The organism is Arthrobacter sp. efr-133-R2A-63 (assembly GCF_030209795.1).
Lineage (GTDB): Bacteria > Actinomycetota > Actinomycetes > Actinomycetales > Micrococcaceae > Arthrobacter > Arthrobacter bambusae_A.
In genome coordinates, this window is the sequence record NZ_JARVRG010000004.1 from 190443 (window position 1) to 211500 (window position 21058).

Genomic DNA, 21058 nt, shown 5'->3' on the forward strand with positions numbered 1-21058 from the left:
GGACAACCCGGAGAACTGGGAAGAACTGCAAAGGAGTGCCAATGTTTGAGCTCACGGAGGACCAGCGCGCGGTGGTCGAGATGGTGCGCGACTTCGCCACAACGGCCATCGCGCCCCACGCCGCGGAATGGGACGAGACCAAGCATTTCCCTGTGGATGTCCTGCGTGAAGCGGGCACCCTCGGCATGGGCGGCATCTATGTGAGGGAAGAGTTCGGCGGCTCGGGGCTTTCCCGCACGGATGCGGCGCTGATCTTCGAGGAGTTGTCCAAGGCAGACCCCACCATCGCGGCCTACATTTCGATCCACAACATGGTGGTGTGGATGATCGACGCCTTCGGCAACGATGAGCAACGGGCGCAATGGGTGCCGCAGCTTGCATCCATGGAGGCGCTGGGCAGTTACTGCCTCACGGAGCCCGGGGCCGGTTCGGACGCCGCCGCGCTGAGCACCAAAGCAGTGCTCGACGGCGACAGCTACGTTCTCAACGGCACCAAACAATTCATTTCGGGCGCGGGAGTTTCCAGTGTCTACGTGGTCATGGCACGGACTGCGGACACAGGCAGCCAGGGCATCACCGCAATCGTTGTGCCTGCGGACGCGCCGGGACTGTCCTTCGGTCCGAATGAAAAGAAAATGGGATGGAACGCCCAGCCCACCCGGCAGGTCATCTTCGAAAACGTACGCGTCCCCGTGGCGAACAGGCTTGGCGAGGAAGGCACGGGATTCGGCATAGCCATGAAAGGCCTCAACGGAGGCCGGGTCAACATGGGCGCTTGTTCCCTGGGAGGTGGCCAGGCGGCCCTGGAGAAGTCCATCGCCTACCTCAAGTCCCGATCGGCTTTTGGCGGCCCGCTCATCAACCAGCAATCCCTGCTGTTTGATATCGCCGACATGGATACGGAACTCGAAACCGCCAGGACCCTTGTCCTCCGGGCAGCAGACGCCTTGGATCGCGGCGCTCCGGACACCGTCAGGTTATGCGCAATGGCCAAGCGCGTCGCTACGGACGCCGGTTTCAATGTCGCCAACAAGGCCATCCAGCTGCATGGCGGCTACGGCTACTTGTCCGAGTACGGCCTTGAGAAGATTGCCAGGGACCTGCGCGTGCACCAGATCCTGGAAGGCAGCAACGAAATCATGCGACTCATCGTTGGACGGCTCGCTGTCGGGGCATAAGGCGCGCAACAAAAACGAATGGCCGGGCCTCATGGAAACTGGAGGCCCGGCCATTCGTTTGGCTGGACTAGAGCTTGTCGAAGTCTGCTTCGTCCACAGTGTCATCTTCCGGAGCAGCAGCGCCGGCGCCGATCGCGGCCTTTGAACCACCCGACTTCAAGGCGGCCAACCGGGCCTCGATCTCCGTCTGCTCTCCGAGATCCTCAAGCTGGTTGAATTGTGCGTCCAGGCTGGAGGCGGCCAGCTCCTGCTGGCCGAGGACCTTGGCTTCTTCGCGGCGGATCTTCTCTTCGAAGCGGCCCACCTCGCTGGTGGGATCCATGATGTCGATGCTCTTCAGGGCGTCGTGCACCTGGGTCTGCGCAGCGACCGTCTTGGAGCGGGCAACCAGCTCGTTGCGCTTGCTGGTGAGCTCGTTGAGTTTGCCCTTCATCTGGTCGAGGCCGCTCTTGAGCTTGTCCACGACCTCCGACTGGGAGGCGATGTTGGGCTCGGCCGCCTTGGCCTCGTTCTCGGCCGACATCTGGCGCTGAATGGCCACCTTGGCAAGGTTGTCGAACTTCACTGCGTCGGTTGCGTTGCCTGCCGCGCGGTACTCGTCCGCCTTGCGGGAGGCTGCGAGGGCCTTGTTGCCCCAGTCCTGGGCGTTCTTGATGTCCTCGTTGTAGTCGGCCTGGAGCATGCGGAGGTTCCCGATGGTCTGCGCCACAGCGGATTCGGCCTCGGCGATGTTGTTCGAGTAGTCGCGGACCATCTGGTCCAGCATCTTCTGGGGGTCCTCAGCCTGGTCGAGCAAGGCATTGATGTTCGCCTTGGCGAGCTGTGCGATCCGCCCGAAAATGGACTGCTTAACCATGGTGTTGCCTTTCGTCCTGCTCAGTGGTGCCCACTGAATCCAGTGATCAGTTCTTGTACCGCTTCTACGTGGGGGACCGGCCCCCACCTAGTCTTCGCGAGCTAGAAGCTCCCGTCACCGCCGGAGTCGCCGCCCCAGCCTCCACCGCCGCCGTCGCCGCCGAAGAAGCCTCCGCCGCCACCGCCGTCGCCGGCGAAGAAGCCTCCGCCGCCTCCGCCGTCGTTGTTTCCGCCGCCCCAGCCGCCTCCGCCGCCGTGGAGGATGGAGTTGATGAGGATGCCGCCGAGGATCGCTCCGCCGAGGCCGCCACCATTTCCCCCGCCACCGAACATGCCGCCCCGGCCGTAGCCTTGGTTGGCGAAGCCGCCGAACTGATCGACGTCGGACTGGGCCAGTTGCGCGGCTTGTGCCGCGAGCGCCTGGGCCTGCTGGGCGTACGTCAGCGCCGTCACCGGGTCATTGCTGGAAATGGACAGGGCGTAGTCGAGATTCCGCTGGGCTTCGGCCAAGCGCGTACGGGCTTCGGTGCCGACCCCGCCGCGTCGCGCCGCAATGTAGTCCGAGGTAGCGCTGATCTGGGACTGGGCCGCCATGATGGTCTGCTGGAGCGCGGCCTGTGCACGCCTTGCCTGTTCCTGCTGGTCGCGGATGCCCGAGAGGGACTGGTCCAAGGCCTGGTGGGCCTTCTCCACGCGGTCCAGGGTGGCAATGGGATCGATCTTCCCGCCCTGGATTTCAATCTTGACTTGCGCCAGCGCTGCTTCGACTCCGGCCACCGGACCGGCCAGCTCCGGGTGTTCGCCGGACTGGATCATCGCTTTGGCCTGGGCCAGGTCCTGGCTGGTGTCCGCCACGGCGCCGTCCAGCGAATTCCGGGCTTCGTCGAGGCTGCCAGCGACCTTGGAGATGGCCCCGATCAGCACGTTGGTCTGGTGCAGGCCTTCTTCCGCGGCGCGGACCGCTACCGCGGCAAGGCTGCTCTCGCCGGTGGCAAGCTTTTCCTGTGCCGTGGTGGTCGCATGCCGGACGAAGGCAAGCCGGTCCTTTGCCTGGGTGATGTTGTCGCTCACGTGCCCCAGCGCGCTGTCTGCGTACTTCTCGCGCAAGCCGTCGAGCGATTGCTCCGCGCTGCTGATCTTTGCCTCGGCGTCGTCGGCGCCGGCAGCAACCGTGGCCAAAGCCTGGGGCGCGTTCTTCTCAAGTTCGCGCAGGGAATCGAAATCGGCCTTCTGCTCGCGCAGTGATTCGAGGGCAGCCTCGGAGCGTCGGATGATTTCGCCAAGCCAACTGCGCTGCTGCTCCTCGGTGTCCGGGATGTGGTCATCAAGTTGTTGCTGTAGCTTGAAGGATTCTGTCATGTGGTTCTTTGCGTCCAGCAGCGCCTTGGTGAAGTTCCCGACGGCGGCATCGCCGTATTGCGCCTGGGCGAATCCGAGTTCCTGCTCGCTGGACTTGATGGTGTCATCCGCTTCGATGAGCAAGGATCCGGCTTTGCGCCGCAGGTCCGCGATGCTCAAGGAGGCCAGGGGATCGAGCTGTTCTCCCTGCGGTCCGTAACCCGCAGCGGAGGCCGGGCTCTTCTTGCGACGGTTGCGGAAGTACAAGTACGTGCCTACGCCTCCGGCCGCAACCACGGCGGCACCCACGAGCACGGCCGTGCCTGCGCCGGAATTCTGGGTGTCTCCGATGGCCTTGGCGGCATCGATCACGGCTTGGTCGTAGTTTTTCTTGCCCTGGACAAGGTTCGCCAGGACGGCGTTCTTGAGGATGTCGTCACGCTGGGAGTCGGTGATCTTGCTCCCGGGCCCGCGGGTGATGTTCACCTTGCCGTCGTCCGTGGCGATGGCCAGCAAGACGTCCGTGGATCCGAACGACTTCTTCTTTGCCACTGCGTTGCCCCAGTCGCTGGGCGTGCTCGGGTTGGTGAAGGTCTTTTCGGTCACGACATACAGATTGAACTGGTGGTTGTCGTAGAGGGACTTGATGGCGCTTTGAACCGCGCTCTTGTCGCGAAGGACGCCGGCGTCGTCAGTGATGTTCTGGCCGGACGGGATCGTCACCGGGTCGGCAGCCCAGGCTCCAGCGGCCGGGAGGACCAGCACTCCAGCCAAACCGATGACGGCGAGTACACGTTTCACTATTGACCGCATGTGCAACCCTTCAGCACGTCTGCGATTGGTCCGGGCCGGAGCAATCGAAACAGAATGCATCAGCGCCCCCACGCATGGTTGTCGAGCCGCAGGTCGCTGTGGCAATTCCACTTGATACTATGGTGCACCTTTTGGGCCGTCCACAGCGGTAAATATGCCGCCAGCGAAACGGGGAGAGATCTGCCCTTCCGCAGCGTTGAAGGGCTAGTCGGCGCCATTCGAGGACCCAGGACCGTTCCGATGAGTGCGTTCAGCAAGCTCCCAGCGAACGTCGACTCTTGATCCAGCAAGAGCGACGATAGTTAAGGGGACGAGGAAGAAAGGAAGTCCCATGACGGAGAACCCAGCACAGGGCGCCGCGCCTGAGAACAATGGCCCCGAGAACCATGGTCCTGAGAGCAACGGCAAGGCGGAGGCGGACAAGCAAGCCAATTCCCAGCCTACGGCCCCGCTGCCGGCATACCAGCCGGGTCAGGATTTCACGGCGAAGCCCGAATACCCCGCGCGGCCCGACCACACAGCGCAGGCTCCGGTAGCCCCTGCACCTTGGGCCCACGGGCCGGCCGAAAACCCCACCGAGCAGATCCAGTCCCAGCACAGCGCTCCCCAGAACGGAGCGCCCCAACACGGAGCGCCCCAGCACAGCGCGGCACCGCAGCACCCCTATCCGCAGCACCAGCCCTTCTATGGCGGACCGAACCCTGCGCAGCACTATTCCACGCAGCAGTTCCCGGCCCACCCGGGCGGTCCGGCAGCCGGCCCGAAGCGCAAGCCGGTCTTCGGCGTCGGGACCTTGGTGGCCTGCATCCTGGCAGCGGGCCTTGTGGGCGGAGGCGTCGTGGCGGCCAGCGATCAATTGTTGAGCAGCCGGACCCCGGCGGCGGCCAGCAGCGGCCAAACGGGAACCGTGATTGTCAACAACACGGACAACGTCAACGCCATCACGGCGGCCGCAGCCAAAGCCACGCCAAGCGTCGTGACCATCATGGCTTCGAGCGGAAACCAAGGCGGTACCGGTTCGGGCATCATCCTCGACGACCAGGGTCACATCCTGACGAACACCCACGTCGTGACCCTTGACGGTGCCAGCGCCAATGCCGCCATTGAGGTGCGGCTGAGCGATGGACGTGTCCTCAAGGCGACGGTAGTTGGCACGGACCCGCTTTCGGACCTCGCCATCATCAAGGTGGACAACGCCTCCGGACTCGTCCCGGCCACCCTGGCTGATTCCAGCAAGATCAACGTCGGCGACAACGCCATCGCCATCGGCGCCCCGCTCGGCCTGCCCGGCACGGTCACCGACGGCATCGTCTCCACGCTCAACCGCACCATCAGCGTGGCATCCTCGGCTGTTCCCAACGGCGGCTCCGACAACTCGCAAAACGGCGGCCAGGGCGGATTCCAATTCGCGCCTCCAGGCGGTGGCCAGAGCCAGAGCAGCGCCGGCCAGGGCACCGTTTCGCTCAACGTCATCCAGACCGACGCGCCGATCAACCCCGGCAACTCCGGCGGAGCGCTTGTCAACACCAAGGGCGAGATCATCGGCGTCAACGTGGCTATCGCTTCCGCCGGAAGCAACAGCTCCTCGTCGTCGTCCAGCGGCAACATCGGTGTGGGCTTCAGCATCCCGATCAACAACGCGAAGCGTATTGCACAGGAACTCATCCAGAACGGCAAGGCCACCCACGGGCAGTTCGGCGTCAGCGTGCAGCCCAAGTCGGCCACTGGAAGCAGCTCCGGATTCTCGGTAGGTGCGCAGGTCGCAGCGGTGACAGCGGGTTCCGCCGCTGAGAAGGCCGGGCTCAAGGTGGGCGACGTCGTCACCAAGTTCGCCGGCATGGACATTACCGATCCCGAGCAACTCACCGCGGCTGTCCGTCAGCAGGCGGCAGGTGCAACGGTCAAGGTGACCATCCAGCGCGGCGGCCAGTCACAGGATCTCGACGTGACCCTGGATGCTGCCCCGTAACAGCTGCGCTGTTGCGGCAGATTCCAGCGGGGCAAACAGCCGGCAGTCAACGACGGCGGGCGGCACCACTTGCGGTGCTGCCCGCCGTCGGCGTATGCCCTGTGCTGCTCCGAGCCGGAACGATCCTCGAAACAGGAGTTAATGCGGACACCCGGCGTTGTCCGAGTGGTGGCGCAATATGCTTAGCTAAGACGAGCCCGTACGCTGGGCACTCTTGGCCATGCGCCTAGTTGCTGGCCATTCCCGAGCATGGAAGGCTGCCTCGAACACAGTGGGAGACACATTGAAGATTGTTGTTCTGGTCAAGCACGTCCCGGACGCGCAGTTCGACCGACACCTCACCGGCCCAGGCAACACCACGGACCGCGACGAGAGCATTCTGTCCGAACTGGACGAATATGCGCTTGAAGCTGCGCTGCAGCTCAGCGAGGCCCGCGGAGGCGCGAAGGCAGGCAACGAGGTCATCGCCTTGAGCATGGGTCCCGCCGGTGCCGTGAACGCCATCAAGAAGTCCTTGCAAATCGGAGCCTCCTCAGGAGCGCATTTGAGCGACGACGCCTTGGCGGGTTCCGACGCCGCTGCCACCTCGCTGGCCCTCGCCGCGGCAATCCGGTATCTCGGCGCCGACTCGCCCGTGGACCTCGTCCTGACGGGCATGGCCTCGACCGACGGCGAAACGTCCTTGGTTCCGGCGCAACTCGCCGAGCGGCTCGGACTCCCTCAAGTCACGTTTGCTTCCTCCCTGGAGGTCGACGGCGACCGCGTCCTTGCGCGCCGCGACGGTGACGCCCACGCCGACACCGTGGAGGCAACCTTGCCCGCGCTGGTATCCGTGACGGACCAGATCAACGAGCCGCGATACCCCAACTTCAAGGGCATCCTTGCAGCCAAGAAGAAGAAAATCACGGCACTCACCCTCGCCGATATCGGAGTCGATGCCGCGCAGGTGGGAGCCGCAGGTTCGCTGACCGCCGTCGAGACCGCTGAAGCGCGGCCGCCGCGCACTGCCGGCACCATCATCACCGACGAAGGCGACGCCGGCATCAAGCTGGTTGAGTTCCTGGCCGCCCAGAAGCTGCTCTAAGAGGATTCCGACACATGGCAAAAGCACTTGTATTCATTGACAACCCGGGCGCGGCGCTCAAGAAGAGCAGCCTGGAACTCCTGACGATCGCCCGTTCCCTCGGGGAAGCGGTGGTCGCCGTCAACGGCGAACTGCATGACGACGTCGCCGCCTCCTTGGGGGCGCACGGAGCCTCGGTGATCTACCGTCCGTCCGCCACGGACCTGGACGACTACCTGGTTGCGCCGAAAGCCGCTTATCTTGCCGCGGCAGTCGAGGCAACCGGAGCCGGGATCGTCCTGCTCGAGAATACGGCCGACGGCAAGGAAATCGCGGCCCGTCTGGGCGTGAAGCTCAACGCCGGGGTCATCACCGACGTCGTGGGGGTCGACGCCGACGGCACGGCCCATAAGTCGGTCCTGGCTGGCTCGTACACCACCACGGCCAAGGCGCGGACCGCCGTCGCCGTGCTCACGGTCAAGCCGAACAGTGTTGACGTCGATGCCCCGGCCGCGGCGAACACGCCCGAAGCCGTCACCATCGACGTCCCGGCCGATGCCACCGCGAATGCCGCACGGGTCACCGGGCGGGCGGAAAAGCCGGCCAGTGGCCGTCCCGAGCTCACCGAAGCCCGGATCGTCGTTGCAGGTGGACGCGGGGTCGACGGCGACTTCGGTCCTTTGGAAGAACTGGCCGACGCCCTGGGCGGTGCACTCGGGGCTTCCCGTGCCGCCACGGATGCGGGCTGGATCGGCCATGACTACCAGGTTGGCCAGACCGGCAAAACCGTATCCCCGCAACTCTACATTTCGGCGGGCATTTCGGGAGCGATCCAGCAGAAGGCCGGGATGCAGACCTCCAAGGTCATCGTCGCGATCAACAAGGATGCTGAATCGCCCATCTTCGAAATCGCGGACTTCGGCATCATCGGCGACCTTTTCAAGGTTGTTCCGCAGGCCACCGAAGAGATCAAAAAGCGGAAAGGCTGATCCCTTTGTCTTCTGACGCCACGTCAGCAAAGAGCCCGTTCAACGCCTCCACGGAGCGCGTTGAGCGGGTGCTTTGTTTTACCGCCCACCCGGACGACGTCGACTTCGGCGCGGCCGGCACCATCGCCGCCTGGACCGCTGCCGGCGTCGAGGTCAGCTACTGCGTCATGACCGACGGCGACGCGGGCGGCTTCGATCCTGCCCACCGCGAGGAGATCATTTCCATGCGCGCGGAGGAGCAGGAACAAGCCGCCGCCCTCGTCGGCGTGACGGACGTGCACTACCTTCATGAACGCGATGGATACTTGGAACCGACGCACGCGGTAATCAAGCAAGTGGTGAAGCTGATCCGCGAAATCCGCCCCGACGTCGTCCTCGCCATGCACCCGGAGCGCAACTGGGACAGGATCCAGAAGAGCCATCCGGACCACCTCGCCGTGGGGGAGATCGTGACCCGGGCCGTGTACCCCGCGCTCGAGAACCCCTTTGCCTACCCGGAACTGGCGGAAGCCGGCCTCGAAGCCTACAAGCTGCCATGGCTGTGGCTCTTCGCCGGTCCTGAATCCCGTGAGAACTATTTCGTGGATGTCACCGACCACATCGACGCGAAACTGGCGGCGATCCGGATCCACGCGAGCCAGCACCCCGACCTGGAAGGCATGGAGCGGGCCGTCCGGAGCATGCTCCGGCACAACGCCTCGCGCGCCGGCATGCCGGATGGGCGCAGCGCCGAAGCGTTCCATGTGGTCGAGGTCAACGGTTCCCAAACCATCGCCGGTTTCTGAAATTGCTGATGTGTTAGCTGTGTCATATGCTTACTCTCGTTTAAATCATATTTAATTGAGAGAGGCAGACTTTGATGGCGAAGACTGCACAACAGCCGGTATTGGTGATCATGGGGGTCTCCGGTTCCGGCAAGTCGACAGTGGCCGGCGTATTGGCCGGCCGGCTGGGCTGGGACCTCGCCGAAGGCGACGACCTGCACCCGGAAGCGAACGTTGCAAAGATGCAGGCGGGGCACGCACTCAGCGATGAGGACCGTTGGCCCTGGCTGGACATCATTGCCGATTGGATCAAGGAGCGCACCGCAGCAGGAAAGCCGGGCATCATCACATGCTCGGCCTTGAAGAAGCGCTACCGGGACGTCCTGCGCGGCGAGGGCGTCGTGTTCGTCTTCCTGCAGGGGAGCAAGGACAAGATTTCCGACCGGCTGGCTTCGCGCCACGGGCACTTCATGCCTGCCACGCTCCTGGAATCCCAGTTCGACGCACTGGAAGCGCCCACCGAGGACGAGAACCACATCTCCCTGTGCGTCTCCGCTTCTCCTGCCGAAGAGGCAGACGAAATCATCGCACGGCTCGGCCTCGGGGCGCAGCCGGCACACACAACTGGAGACGCAGCGTGAACTGGACCGGGCACGACACCCAACTCCTCGTGGTCGCGGCTATCGGCATTGCGCTGATCGTGCTGCTGATCGCCAAATTCAAAGTCCACCCCTTCCTCTCCCTGGTACTGGGCTCGGCCTTCGTTGGCCTAGCCTCCGGAGTCGGGCTGGACAAGGTGGTCAGCAACTTCGAAGACGGCGTGGGCGGCGTCCTCAAGGAGGTCGGCCTCCTGATTGCGCTCGGCGCCATGCTGGGCAAGCTCCTGGCGGACTCCGGCGGCGCCAACCGGGTAGTCGATACCCTGCTTGAAAAGGCCAAGGGCAACAGGGTGGTCTGGATGATCACCTTGGTTGCGGTCATCATCGGCCTCCCGATGTTCTTCGAGATCGGGCTCGTCCTGCTGCTTCCGGTGATTGTCCTGGTCACCCAGCGCTCGCAGATGAAGCTCATGCGCATTGCCATTCCGGCGCTCGCAGGCCTCTCCGTGTTGCACGGCTTGATCCCGCCGCACCCAGGACCGCTCATCGCGGTCAGCGCGGTGAAGGCCGAACTGGGCACCACCCTGGCCCTTGGGCTCCTGGTGGCCGTCCCCACCGTCATCATTTGCGGACCGCTGTTTTCCCGTTTGGCCGCGCGCTGGGTTCCCGTGGATGCCCCGGCAGTGGCCGGCGGCGTCGACACCAAGCATGCCGTCGACCTGAGCGAAGTGAAGCGCCAGCCGACCTTCCTCGTCACCTTGCTGACCATCATTTTCCCTGTGGTGCTCATGCTCCTGAAGGCCATCGCAGACATTGTCTGGCCCGACGCCGCCCACGCACCCATGATCCGCACCGTCCTGGACTTCGTCGGGCAGCCCCTTGTGGCGATGACCCTGGCTGTGCTCGCGGCGATGGTGACCTTCGGCTACGCCGTTGGCTTCACCGGAAGCAAGATCACCGCCAAGCTTGGCAACAGCCTTGGACCGATTGCCGCGATCCTGCTGATCGTGGGCGCAGGTGGTGGCTTCAAGCAGACCCTGATCGGTGCCGGCGTCGGTGACGCGGTCAAGAAATGGGCCGAGGGCGCCAATATGTCGGTGCTGGTCCTGGGCTTCATCGTGGCCGTGGCGCTTCGTTTGGCCACGGGCTCGGCGACGGTTGCCACAGTGACGGCTGCGGGCATCGTCGCTCCCTTGGCGAGCAGCCTGAGCCCGACGCATGCCGCACTCCTTGCCTTGGCCATCGGTGCCGGCTCGCTCTTCCTGTCCCACGTCAACGATGCCGGGTTCTGGCTCGTGAAGGAACTCTTCGGCCTGACGGTCGGGCAGACGTTCAAGACGTGGTCGGTGATGGAGACGCTCATCTCGGTGGTCGCCTTCGGTTTCATCATGGTGCTTTCGCTGATCATTTAGCGGGGCTGCCCAAGAGCCAGTACGACGGCGGCCCGCCCCCCTGTGTTTCCAGTGGGGGCGGGCCGCCGTCGCGCTTTTCGGCAAGAATGCCCTACCTTAGCTTTTCTGCCGCGTAGACCTTGATGCCTTCGAGCAGGTAGGGCGCCAGGCCGACCCGGACCTTGTCGTAATTGGCAGTGAACCGGGGGTCGTCCACGTACATCTGTCCGAGGCCCACGTAGGATTCTGCGTTGGGCGTCCAACTGGCGCAGATCCACTTGTAGTGCCTGCCGACGGCTGCCTGGACGTCCGGGTGGTCCGCCGGAAGGGCGGCGTCGAAGCACCGGGCGAGATCCTGGTTCAGCGACGCATACTCCTCCATGAAGGCCTGCTTTTGGGCCGTGGTCATCGCCGAGTGGCGGGCCTTGCTCTCCTCGACGGCCCGATCGCCCCAGCGCTCGCGCGCTTCGGCTTCGTAGGGGTTGTTGTCGAAATCCTTGAAGATGTTCTCCGCGGTCATGGTTTCTCCTTGACGTAGTGCTGCGATAGTGGCGTCGACCGTCCGGGACATGCGGTCCAGTCGGTCGCGCTCGGCCAGCAGCCAGTTCCTGTGCACGGCAAGTGCCTCCACGGGGTCGGCCTGGCCATCCAGAACTTCGCCGATGGTCTCGAGCCCAAGGCCAAGTTCACGAAGCAGGAGGATCCGCTGCAGGCGCAGCAGTTCGGGCTGGCCGTAATACCGGTAGCCGTTGTGTCCCGTGCGGGCAGGTTCCAGGAGCCCGAGCTGGTCGTAGTGGCGCAAGGTCCGCGAGGAAACCTTGCTGGCCTTGGCCAGCTCGGAAATGGTCCAGGTATCTGCCTTGTCCTGCTTCATGTATCCAGCGTAAAAGTTGACGTTACGTCAACGTCAAGCCCGTCGCCAACGGCTCCTGTCGGGCCAGAGCCGGCCGCTCCTACGCGAGAGGCGCCGCGGCAACCGTGGGAAGGGTTGGTTTTTTGGAGCCGCCCACAGGTTCAACCGTGATGCCGATGGCCGCCGCGCTGGAAATGCCGGAGACAACTGCCGGGTGGCTCAAGGCTTGGGCGTCCATGAGTCCCTGGGATACGGGGGCGGAGCCGTCCTTGGGAATAAGCCACATCTGATATACCTTGCCGGCCGGGGGAGCCGGAACTCCATTCATGCGGACCACCACGGCGTTCTTAGAGGTGGAGATCGACACGGTGGCGGTGCCGCCGCCGTTGACGTCGACGGTCGCTTGCCGGACGTCGTTGGCCTGAAGCACTTGGTTCACGGGATCGTTTTGCCCGGCCACGTAGACGCCCACGCCTACACCGCCAAGTGCGATGACCGCGGCCGCCGCAGCGGCTGCAACCCAACCTCGGACTCCTCCGAAGCGTCGGCGATCCCGTCGGTTCCGTTCCGCGGCGAGGTCCACGACGTCGGGGGAAACGTGCGTTGCGGCGGCGGGCGGCGCTTCGGAAACGGAGGAAGACGCGGACGCTGTGCCGGTTTGTGAACTGCGTGGTTGTTGCGGGAGCTGCCGCAGAATGTCCTCCAGGAGTCCGGGAGGCGGTTCGGCCTCGTCGGCGAAGGACGTGGCAAGGGTCTCGCGTGACTGCCTCACCCGCTCAAGGAACGCCGGGCGTTCAGGCGCGGCGGCAATGTAGTTGTCGATTTCTGCTCGCTCGGCGTCGCTCAGGGCGTCGAGGGCATAGATCTCGGCAAGCTCCAGGACGCGGCCTTCGGCAAGATCAGTAGCTATGTCTGTGGCGAACATCCTGCGGAGGCCTTCCTTCCCGAAGTTCCGGTTGTTTTCATCGTGTTCGGTCATGTCAGCTCACCCCCCAGGCAAGTCTTGAGTCGGAGAAGTCCATCGCGGATGCGGGACTTGATGGTCGGAATCGCGGCGCCGAGCTGTTCGGCGACCTCCCGGTAGGTGAGGCCGCCATAGTAGGCGAGCCGCACGGACTCCAGTTGCGTCTCCGTCAGGGTGGCGAGGCAACGGGTGACGGACTCGGCCTCGAGCCGGCTGGTGGCTTCTTCTTCCACGGAATCGTGGTCAAGGAGTTGGCTCGCGGCACCATATTTCGCTTCGCGGTCCGTGGCGGACTGGGCGGAGCGGACGCGGTCGATAGCGCGCCGGTGGGTGATCGTCATGAGCCACGCGAGCGGGCTGCCGGCCTCGGGATTGAATTTGCCCGCGTTTTGCCAGACCTGGATGAACACTTCCTGGGTGGTATCTTCGCTCAGGCCAGCATCCACCAAGACGCGCTTGGCCATGCCGAAGACCCTCCGCGACGTGAGCCGGTAGAACTCGCTGAAGGCGCCGCGGTCGCCGTCGGCCATCAACCCCAGCAATTCCGCAAGCTGCGCATTCGAGCCGGCAATCAGGCTGGGGGCCTCGTGGCCTCGCACATTGGGTGTATCCATCACCGTCCAGCATAGATTGCTCGTGACCCTGGCAGTACCAGAAGCACTGTGAGTCTTGAGAGTAGCCACCTGCGCCCCTTCCACGGCCGCCGCTTCACCGGCCCCTTGATTCGCAGGCCAGCTGCCCGCCCAGGCTTTGTGCCTGCATAGGGTATTCGGCGCAGGGCGAGCTTTGGATGGGTGATACGCGGCGGTCGCCTTGAGGCTGTCCGGGCGGCCGCTTGGCGTGGCTAGAGTTTCGCGCCCGCAAAACCGTGCTGGCGCCAGGCCTCGTACACCGCGATGGAAGCCGCATTGGCAAGGTTCAGCGAGCGGAGGGACGGCAGCATGGGAAGCCGGACGCGGGCCGTGACGTGCGGATCCTGCTTCAGCCAGGCGGGAAGTCCGACCGACTCGGGGCCGAACAGCAGGACGTCGCCTTCCTCGTAGGCGATGTCCGTGTAGGAGGATTCGCCGTCGGACGTGAATGCGAAGACGCGTTCTGGCTGCAGTGCCGCCCATGCGGCCTCGATGTCCTTGTGCACCGTGACTACTGCGAGGTCGTGGTAGTCGAGTCCCGCGCGGCGCAGTTTCGCGTCGGAGAAGTCGAAGCCCAACGGCTCCACGAGGTGGAGCTCCGCGCCGGTGATGGCGGCGAGCCGGATGGCGTTTCCCGTGTTGCCCGGGATTTCAGGGGTGTGGAAGAGGATGCGGAACACGTATCAATCCTAGCCAGCGAAAAGAGGGCGTTGCTCAGTGCATGCCGCGCAGCAGTCGGGCAAGGACCGGGACAACCACGGTGTTGGGCACGGGTCCTGAACTCAGGAACTGCTTGAGCCCGCGTGCCAGCCCGGAGGCGTTGACGATTTGCACCGAGCCGAAATCTCCGTCCGTGCGCCTGTAATGGTCGATGACCGGCTCGTGCGGGTTGCCGTCCGGGCTGTGGACTACCACCCAGCCCGTCACATTCAGTTCCGGGAAGATCTCCTGCATGTGGCGAACGATCAGCTCGAGTTGGGGGGGCGGCACCGAGCGGCCGCCGTGCTTGAGGGCCACGCCGTCCCAGGCATAGGCGCCCTTGGGCAGCAGCATGGAACCGATCAGCGCCAAGCGGTAGCCGACAAGCAGGGCGTGATCGATGTGGCTGTCATCCGAGGGGGAGCGAAGCCCGTTGATGAGCCGTGCCGAAGGGATGGCGGGCAGGATCTGGCGGCTGATGAGCTGGACTGTCCGCATTTCGCGCTGAATGCGGGCTTCGGCGCCGAAGATCCCACGCTTCCGGGGAATCCCATGGATCTGCAAGGCGGCCTCGCGCTTGGAAATGAGGGGAATCTCCAAGGGATCATCGAAGGGCGGGACGTAGACGGGGGCGTCGCCGGCGGTGTTCCGCGGGGCATTCGGACGGTGGACCCCGGCCCGGGTTTCCGGTCCGGGAGCGCCGGTGCCGGCGTAGTCAGGCCTTTGCGCCGGGAACGGGGTTGTCCTGCCCGAAACGCCGCTCGCATAGCGGCGGTCGTACTCCGCCCGCCGCTTGGGATCAATCAGGGTCTCGTACGCAAGCGTGACTTGTCGAAAGACTTCGGGATCCCCGCCGTGGTCCGGGTGGGCGTTCCTCGCGGCCTTCCGGTAGGCCACTTTGATCTCCTTGTCCGACGCCGTGACGGGGACCTGGAGGATCTGATAGTGGGAACTGCTGCCCTGAGCCAACCACGGGCCTTTCTCTGGGATTCTGAAGATTCCCGCCGCCCTGTGCCGGAACGGCGATCTTGGCAAGTCTAGCCAGCCCACCATGAGAACGACGGCGGCCGGGGCTTTAGTTCCCCGGATCCCGCCCCTGCCGGTGGCATGATTCATGCTGTGAACTCCCCTGCCGGCCCCGATCATCCCTTTGACCTGCCCAGCACCGGCTCCGACGGGCTGGGCGGTCGGCCGCGTCGAAGGATCGTGCTGGCAGTCAATCCGACCGCAGCGTTCGGCCGGCACGCCCTTGCCGGGGACGAAGCCGCCCGCTGTCTCCGCGCCGCAGGCCTCGACGTCGTCGTCCTTCGACGCGACAGCATGGACGCCCTGCGGGAAGCCGTCGGCGAAGCGCTTCGTGCGCGTCCCGATGCCTTGGTGGTTGTGGGCGGCGACGGCATGGTCCATTTGGGCGTCAACTCGCTCGGCGGGACGGCCTTGCCGCTCGGGATTGTTCCCGTGGGTACGGGAAACGACATGGCCCGGATGCTTGGACTGCCCCTGAAGGACGTAGCGGGATCGTGTGCCCGTGTGATTTCGGCGCTCGCCGACGGCGGCCGGCTGATCGACGCGGGCCGCGTAACTTCCGGCGGACGCACCATGTGGTTTGCCGGGGCGGTATCCACGGGATTCGACGCCGCTGTCAATGAACGGGCGAACTCCTGGAAATGGCCCAGGGGTACGCTCCGCTACACCCTCGCGATGCTCCGGGAGCTCGGATCGTTCCGGGCCATCAACTACACCGTGACGGCCGACGGCGCGTCATCGCGGGAGGGCGCCATGCTGATTTCCGTGGCCAATGTCCAGTCGATCGGCGGCGGGATGCGCATCGTCCCCGATGCGGCGCCCGACGACGGGTGGCTGGATCTGTTTGTCGTCAAGCCCCTGTCCCGGCTGGCCCTCCTTGCGGTGTTCCCGAAGGTCTTTTCCGGCCGGCACACCTCGCACCCGGCGGTGGAAATCCGCCGGGTGCGCTCAGTGCGGCTTGGCGCGGAGAACGTGGTGGCCTACGCCGACGGCGAGCGGATCGGCCCCCTCCCGCTGGAGATCGACGTGGTTCCGGGCGCCTTGCGGGTCTTGGCCTGACCCTGGCGGTCAGCGGCGCCCGGCGACAGCCAGGCCGAAAAGGACCGGCGCCACGGTGAACACGGTCCGGAGGAACAGGAATGCCTGCCGCCGGGGATCCATGGACATCAGCGATCCGGTCTTCGCTTGGGCCCAGGATGATGCGGTACTCACGATGCCTTCTTTCTAAAAGTGGATAATTTGATTTTAGGGAAGGATTAATCAATGAGTGTTGATTTTAGAGATAAGCTGGATGCATGACCGGACTTCCCTGGCTGCGTCGGCTTTCCGCCTTGGCATCCCTCGACGACGGCAATCGCCGCCGCCTGTACGAGCACGTCTGCGGCGCAAATGACGCGGTCAGCCGCGACGAAGCCGCGATGGCCCTCGGTCTTCCCCGCAGCACGGCGTCCTTTCACCTTGACCGGCTGGTCCGTGACGGGCTCCTGAGTGTCGAGTTCCGCAAGCTCGGGGGCAAAGTGGGTCCGGGTTCCGGGCGCCCTGCGAAGCTGTACGCGCCTGTCGTTGAAGAGGTCGGTGCCTCGGTGCCTGAGCGCCACTACGACCTCGCCGGCGAAGTGATGGCCTCTGCCATCCAGGCCTTGATGACACAGGGGGGCTCCCCCCGCGAAGCGCTTCTCGAAACCGCCTACGCCCGGGGCCGCGAGGCCGGGAGCGTCGAGCCGCATTTCGAGGATGTCCTGGCCAACTACGGCTACAGGCCGGAAACTGACGACGACGGCGGGTACTCCCTGGTCAATTGCCCGTTCCACCGGCTGGCCGAAAGCCACACGACTGTCGTCTGCGCCCTGAACGGCGCCTTCCTGAGCGGAGCGGCCGCCGCGTGCGGAATTGCCGAGGACCGGATCGCCGATGACAACCGGGAGGGCCATTGCTGCGCAAGGATCCTTCCCGCGGATTAGGGGGAGCGCCGGGACGGCACCTGCCGCGCAAGCCTGAATCGGTGTGCCTCGATAGACTTGGGTAGTGCCTGTTTACCTGGACCATGCCGCCACCACGCCCCTGGCCGCTGTAGCTCTCACCGCCATGACCCGCGAGCTGGCGCGGACCGGCAATCCGTCATCGCTGCACGCTTCCGGACGGCGTGCGCGCCGATCCGTGGAAGAGGCTCGGGAAGCGATCGCGGCAGCCGCAGGGGCACATCCCTCCGAGCTCATCTTCACGTCCGGGGGAACCGAAGCGGACAACCTCGCCGTCAAGGGGCTGTACTGGGCCCGCCACGACGAAGACGGCCGCCGCAAGCGGATCCTGTGCTCCGCCGTCGAGCACCACGCGGTGCAGGACACGGTCGAATGGCTTGAACGTCACGAAGGAGCCGAAGCGGTCTGGCTCCCCGTCGACTCCCAGGGCGTAGTGCAACTTGACGCTGTGCGGGCGGAGATGGAACGAGACCCGGGATCGGTGGCCCTGGTCACTGTCATGTGGGCAAACAACGAGGTGGGCAGCATCCAGCCCGTCAAGGAGATCGTGGACATCGCCGCCGCCCACGGCATACCCGTGCACTCGGACGCAGTCCAGGCGTTCGGCTCGATTCCCCTGAGCTTCCGCGGCTCAGGGCTCGCCGCGATGTCGGTCTCCAGCCACAAAATCGGCGGACCCGTCGGCGTGGGTGCCCTCTTCCTGGGGCGTTCCACCAAGGTCGTTCCCGTCCAGCACGGGGGTGGGCAGGAGCGCGACGTGCGCTCGGGGACCCTGGACACGGCCTCCATCGCGGCATTCGCCGCCGCGGCTGAGTCTGTTTCCCACAACCTGGTGGCAGAGCGCGAACGGATCGGCGCCTTGCGGGACCGGATCATCGACGGCGTCAAGGTCGCCATTCCCGAGGCGGTGCTCCGCGGCGCGCCCGGCGACGCCCGGCTTCCCGGCAACGCGCATTTCACGTTCCCTGGCTGTGAAGGCGATTCCCTGCTGTTCCTGCTGGACCTCGCGGGCATCGAATCCTCCACTGGCTCCGCGTGCACCGCGGGAGTCCCCAGGCCCTCGCACGTCCTGCTTGCCATGGGGCTGGACGAGGAGACCGCCCGCGGGGCGCAACGATTCAGCCTGGGACACACTTCGAACGACGCCGACGTCGACGCCCTGCTCAAGGCCCTTCCGGACGCGTATGCCCGGGCGAAGCTTGCAGGAATGGCCGGTCACGAGTCCAGCATCCAGACCGCAGCCACGGTGGCCCGAAGCCACGGCAGCGTCCCTGCCGGGATCCCGGCCGGCGATCAGTCTCCGGACAACAACTGATCCAGCGGAACAGCGGGATCCGCCAGGCGGGCCACATCCACGGGTATGCGCCCCGAAATGAGCGCCTTGACGGGCTTCTGTGCCCGCTGCCGGTTGACACTCATGCCCGCCACCACCGCACCGTCCCGTAGCCAGAAGGCGAGGAAGCTGTTCTCCTCCAACGCGCCCCGGATGACGGGTATGGAACCTGCCGCGAGGGTGGGATATCCCCAGTACTCCATCGAGACGTCGAACTGGTCCGTGTAGAAATACGGGACGACGTCCAGCATCGCGTCCTGTCCCAGCATCGCCTTGGCTGCGACCTTGCCGCCGTTGAGGGCGTTGGACCAGTGCTCGCTCCGGTGGTGATCGCCGGTGAAGGGGTGGAGGGCGTTGGCGACGTCTCCGGCCGCGAAAACGTCCGGGCTGCTGGTCCGGAGCGAAGAATCCACCACGATTCCGTTGCGGATGTCCAGCCCTGCGGCTTCGGCGAGGCTCGTATCCGGAACCACGCCGACAGCCACCACCACGAGGTCGGCAGGAAGCACTTCGCCGGAGTTGGTGACAACGGCGCTCGCCCTGCCCCCGGTGCCGGTGATCTCCGCTGCGCTCGCAGGGAGCCGGAACTGCACACCGTGCTTTTCGTGCAGGCTGCGGAAGAAGCCCCCTAGTTCGGGGCCGATGGCCGTGCTGAGCGGGACGTCTTCAAGCCCCAGCAAGGTCACGCTGTTGCCGTAGCTGCTCGCGGCTGCGGCGAGCTCCATGCCGATCCAACCCGAGCCGACCATCACCACAGTCCGGCCCCCGCCGGACAGTTCTTCCTTGAGTCGCCGGGAATCATTGAAGGTCCGGAACGTCATGACGCCCGCAAGATCGGAAGCAAGGAGGGGAATCCGGCGCGGCTGCGCCCCGGTGGCGATCAGGAGCTTGCTGAACTTCAGCTCGGTTCCTGACTCCAGCTTCACCGTGTGGGCGGCAGGATCGGCAGCCGCGACCTCCTCGCCAAGGAGGAGTTCGACGTCGTTCTCCCCGTACCAGCCGGCCGCCAGAACCGGGACGCTGTCCTCGTCGGCCTTGCCCAGGAGAAATTCCTTGGAGAGGGGAGGGCGCAGGTAGGGGAGCTCATTCTCGGCGCAGACCACGGTGATGCGGCCCTGGAAACCTTCGGAGCGCAGGGTTCTTGCCGCCGTGGCACCGGCGAGTCCGCCGCCTGCGATAAGGATGTGTTCAGTGTCCATGGTGACTCGATTCGCGGGGCGTGGGCGGTTCGCGTGGCCAGGCTGCGTGTGGATGAATGAATGCGCACTCGGCCGGGATCTAAAACTGTTTATTTTGACTTTAGAATCGTCCGCGACGGCGGTCAAGGCATTTTTTGAGGCGGATTCCCGCGGGCGCTAGAATAGTTGGGCGCGCCTCGTCTCTTCCGCGCAAATCTTCCCCCCAACATCAATAGAAAGCCAGCATGCGAGTTCTTGCAGCCATGAGCGGCGGAGTCGACTCCGCCGTTGCCGCCGCCCGCGCCGTCGAGGCAGGGCACGACGTCGTTGGCGTCCACTTGGCGCTGTCCCGCATGCCCGGAACGCTGCGCACCGGGAGCCGAGGCTGCTGCACCATCGAAGACTCCCGCGATGCCTGGCGCGCGTGCGACGTCCTGGGGATTCCTTATTATGTCTGGGACTTCTCGGAGCGCTTCAAGGAAGACGTCGTCCAGGACTTCATCGATGAATATGCTGCCGGCCGCACTCCCAATCCCTGCATGCGCTGCAACGAGCGGATCAAGTTCGCCGCCCTCTTGGAGAAGGCTGTCGCCCTCGGATTCGACGCGGTCTGCACCGGCCACTACGCCAAGGTCATCCAGGACGCGGACGGCAATCCCGAACTCCACCGAGCGGCCGATTGGGCCAAGGATCAAAGCTATGTCCTCGGCGTCCTGACCCACGAGCAGCTTAAGCACTCCATGTTCCCGTTGGCGGAGACCCCGTCCAAGGCTGAGGTCCGCGCCGAGGCCGAGCGCCGCGGCCTGTCCGTGGCGAACAAGCCGGACAGCCATGACATCTGCTTCATCCCGGACGGCGATACCGCCGGCTGGCTCGCCGAGAAGATCGACATGACCACCGGCGACATCGTGGACGAGGCCGGAACCAAGGTCGGGGAACACCCCGGGGCCAACGCCTTCACCGTAGGCCAGCGCCGCGGCCTCAAGCTCGGCACCCCTGCCGCTGACGGCAAGCCGCGCTTCGTGCTGGAAATCCGGCCCAAGGAAAACAAGGTGGTTGTCGGGCCCGAAGCGCTTCTGGCCATCGACGAGATCCGTGGAATCAAGGTGTCCTGGGCAGGCGTGCCCATTGCTGAGGTTTCCACGGGCGCCGAGTTCGACTGCCACGCCCAGGTCCGCGCCCATGGTGATCCGGTTCCTGCCAAGGCTTCGGTCGTGCGGCACACCGACGACGCCGGCATCGGACGCGAAGGCCTCGTGGTGACTCTTGTCGAGCCCCTGCGCGGGGTGGCTCCCGGGCAGACAATCGTGCTGTACCAAGGCACGCGTGTTCTCGGCCAGGCAACCATCGACGCCGCCCGTTCCCTGCAGCGCGCGGAACTCTAGGGCCGCGAATTCCGGCGACTTTCCCAGGGGAGCACCGGCAATATTGTTAG

General features: G+C 65.1%; 20 protein-coding genes. 11 read left to right on the forward strand and 9 right to left on the reverse strand.

What is annotated here, in order from left to right:
- Positions 1-41: 41 nt before the first annotated feature.
- Positions 42-1178 carry an acyl-CoA dehydrogenase family protein gene (locus tag QRN45_RS01525; RefSeq protein WP_078108352.1) on the forward strand — a complete coding sequence of 379 codons (1137 nt, stop codon included), beginning with the start codon at positions 42-44 and terminating at the stop codon, positions 1176-1178.
- Positions 1179-1245: 67 nt separating this feature from the next.
- On the opposite strand, the gene QRN45_RS01530 is transcribed toward QRN45_RS01525, so the two are convergent.
- Both QRN45_RS01530 and QRN45_RS01535 read right to left on the reverse strand, forming a co-directional pair.
- Entirely contained in the window at positions 1246-2034 is a 789-nt protein-coding gene (locus QRN45_RS01530; RefSeq protein ID WP_078108353.1) for a PspA/IM30 family protein, read from the reverse strand.
- Between the two features lie 101 nt (positions 2035-2135).
- Complete coding sequence (locus tag QRN45_RS01535) at positions 2136-4184, reverse strand: TPM domain-containing protein (protein WP_284762251.1); 2049 nt, start codon at positions 4182-4184, stop codon at positions 2136-2138.
- 331 nt (positions 4185-4515) lie between these two features.
- Between QRN45_RS01535 and QRN45_RS01540 the strand changes: the two genes are divergently transcribed.
- The 6 genes from QRN45_RS01540 to QRN45_RS01565 all read left to right on the forward strand — a co-directional run bounded on the left by QRN45_RS01540 (position 4516) and on the right by QRN45_RS01565 (position 10980).
- The gene (locus QRN45_RS01540) at positions 4516-6153 is read left to right on the forward strand and encodes a S1C family serine protease (protein ID WP_284762253.1); all 1638 of its coding nucleotides are present in this window, start codon (positions 4516-4518) and stop codon (positions 6151-6153) included.
- A 283-nt stretch (positions 6154-6436) separates the two neighbouring features.
- The gene (locus tag QRN45_RS01545) at positions 6437-7237 is read left to right on the forward strand and encodes an electron transfer flavoprotein subunit beta/FixA family protein (protein ID WP_078108537.1); all 801 of its coding nucleotides are present in this window, start codon (positions 6437-6439) and stop codon (positions 7235-7237) included.
- 14 nt (positions 7238-7251) lie between these two features.
- Complete coding sequence (locus QRN45_RS01550) at positions 7252-8205, forward strand: electron transfer flavoprotein subunit alpha/FixB family protein (RefSeq protein WP_241709160.1); 954 nt, start codon at positions 7252-7254, stop codon at positions 8203-8205.
- A 5-nt stretch (positions 8206-8210) separates the two neighbouring features.
- A complete protein-coding gene (locus tag QRN45_RS01555; protein WP_241709161.1) occupies positions 8211-8990 on the forward strand; it encodes a PIG-L deacetylase family protein in 780 nt (259 codons plus the stop codon).
- Positions 8991-9064: 74 nt separating this feature from the next.
- Positions 9065-9610 carry a gluconokinase gene (locus QRN45_RS01560; RefSeq protein WP_264636640.1) on the forward strand — a complete coding sequence of 182 codons (546 nt, stop codon included), beginning with the start codon at positions 9065-9067 and terminating at the stop codon, positions 9608-9610.
- Positions 9607-10980 (forward strand): GntT/GntP/DsdX family permease, encoded by a 1374-nt coding sequence (locus QRN45_RS01565; RefSeq protein ID WP_078108359.1) that lies wholly within the window; start codon positions 9607-9609, stop codon positions 10978-10980. The genes QRN45_RS01560 and QRN45_RS01565 overlap by 4 nt, the downstream gene beginning before the upstream one ends.
- 91 nt (positions 10981-11071) lie before the next feature.
- On the opposite strand, the gene QRN45_RS01570 is transcribed toward QRN45_RS01565, so the two are convergent.
- The 5 genes from QRN45_RS01570 to QRN45_RS01590 all read right to left on the reverse strand — a co-directional run bounded on the left by QRN45_RS01570 (position 11072) and on the right by QRN45_RS01590 (position 15076).
- Positions 11072-11833 (reverse strand): MerR family transcriptional regulator, encoded by a 762-nt coding sequence (locus tag QRN45_RS01570; protein ID WP_284762255.1) that lies wholly within the window; start codon positions 11831-11833, stop codon positions 11072-11074.
- Positions 11834-11912: 79 nt separating this feature from the next.
- The gene (locus tag QRN45_RS01575) at positions 11913-12791 is read right to left on the reverse strand and encodes an anti-sigma factor (RefSeq protein ID WP_284762256.1); all 879 of its coding nucleotides are present in this window, start codon (positions 12789-12791) and stop codon (positions 11913-11915) included.
- Positions 12788-13390, reverse strand: coding sequence for an ECF RNA polymerase sigma factor SigK (gene sigK / locus QRN45_RS01580; RefSeq protein ID WP_284762257.1), 603 nt, complete (start codon positions 13388-13390; stop codon positions 12788-12790). Before sigK ends, QRN45_RS01575 begins: the two co-directional genes overlap by 4 nt.
- 230 nt (positions 13391-13620) lie before the next feature.
- Entirely contained in the window at positions 13621-14088 is a 468-nt protein-coding gene (locus tag QRN45_RS01585) for a tRNA (cytidine(34)-2'-O)-methyltransferase (RefSeq protein WP_078108363.1), read from the reverse strand.
- A 34-nt stretch (positions 14089-14122) separates the two neighbouring features.
- Positions 14123-15076 (reverse strand): J domain-containing protein, encoded by a 954-nt coding sequence (locus tag QRN45_RS01590; RefSeq protein WP_284762259.1) that lies wholly within the window; start codon positions 15074-15076, stop codon positions 14123-14125.
- A 210-nt stretch (positions 15077-15286) separates the two neighbouring features.
- On the opposite strand from QRN45_RS01590, the gene QRN45_RS01595 reads away from it, so the two are divergent.
- Entirely contained in the window at positions 15287-16192 is a 906-nt protein-coding gene (locus tag QRN45_RS01595) for a diacylglycerol/lipid kinase family protein (protein WP_502870689.1), read from the forward strand.
- A 9-nt stretch (positions 16193-16201) separates the two neighbouring features.
- Here QRN45_RS01595 and QRN45_RS01600 read toward each other — a convergent pair whose 3' ends face one another.
- Complete coding sequence (locus QRN45_RS01600; RefSeq protein ID WP_284762261.1) at positions 16202-16345, reverse strand: hypothetical protein; 144 nt, start codon at positions 16343-16345, stop codon at positions 16202-16204.
- Between the two features lie 83 nt (positions 16346-16428).
- Here QRN45_RS01600 and QRN45_RS01605 point away from each other — a divergent pair, with 83 nt between their 5' ends.
- Positions 16429-17094, forward strand: coding sequence for a helix-turn-helix transcriptional regulator (locus tag QRN45_RS01605; protein ID WP_284762263.1), 666 nt, complete (start codon positions 16429-16431; stop codon positions 17092-17094).
- 64 nt (positions 17095-17158) lie between these two features.
- Entirely contained in the window at positions 17159-18427 is a 1269-nt protein-coding gene (locus QRN45_RS01610) for a cysteine desulfurase family protein (protein WP_284762264.1), read from the forward strand.
- On the opposite strand, the gene QRN45_RS01615 is transcribed toward QRN45_RS01610, so the two are convergent.
- On the reverse strand, positions 18406-19644 hold the full coding sequence (locus QRN45_RS01615) for an NAD(P)/FAD-dependent oxidoreductase (RefSeq protein WP_284762265.1): 1239 nt from the start codon (positions 19642-19644) through the stop codon (positions 18406-18408). The genes QRN45_RS01610 and QRN45_RS01615 overlap by 22 nt on opposite strands.
- Positions 19645-19868: 224 nt before the next feature.
- On the opposite strand from QRN45_RS01615, the gene mnmA reads away from it, so the two are divergent.
- Positions 19869-21008 carry a tRNA 2-thiouridine(34) synthase MnmA gene (gene mnmA, locus QRN45_RS01620; RefSeq protein WP_264636637.1) on the forward strand — a complete coding sequence of 380 codons (1140 nt, stop codon included), beginning with the start codon at positions 19869-19871 and terminating at the stop codon, positions 21006-21008.
- Positions 21009-21058: the final 50 nt, after the last annotated feature.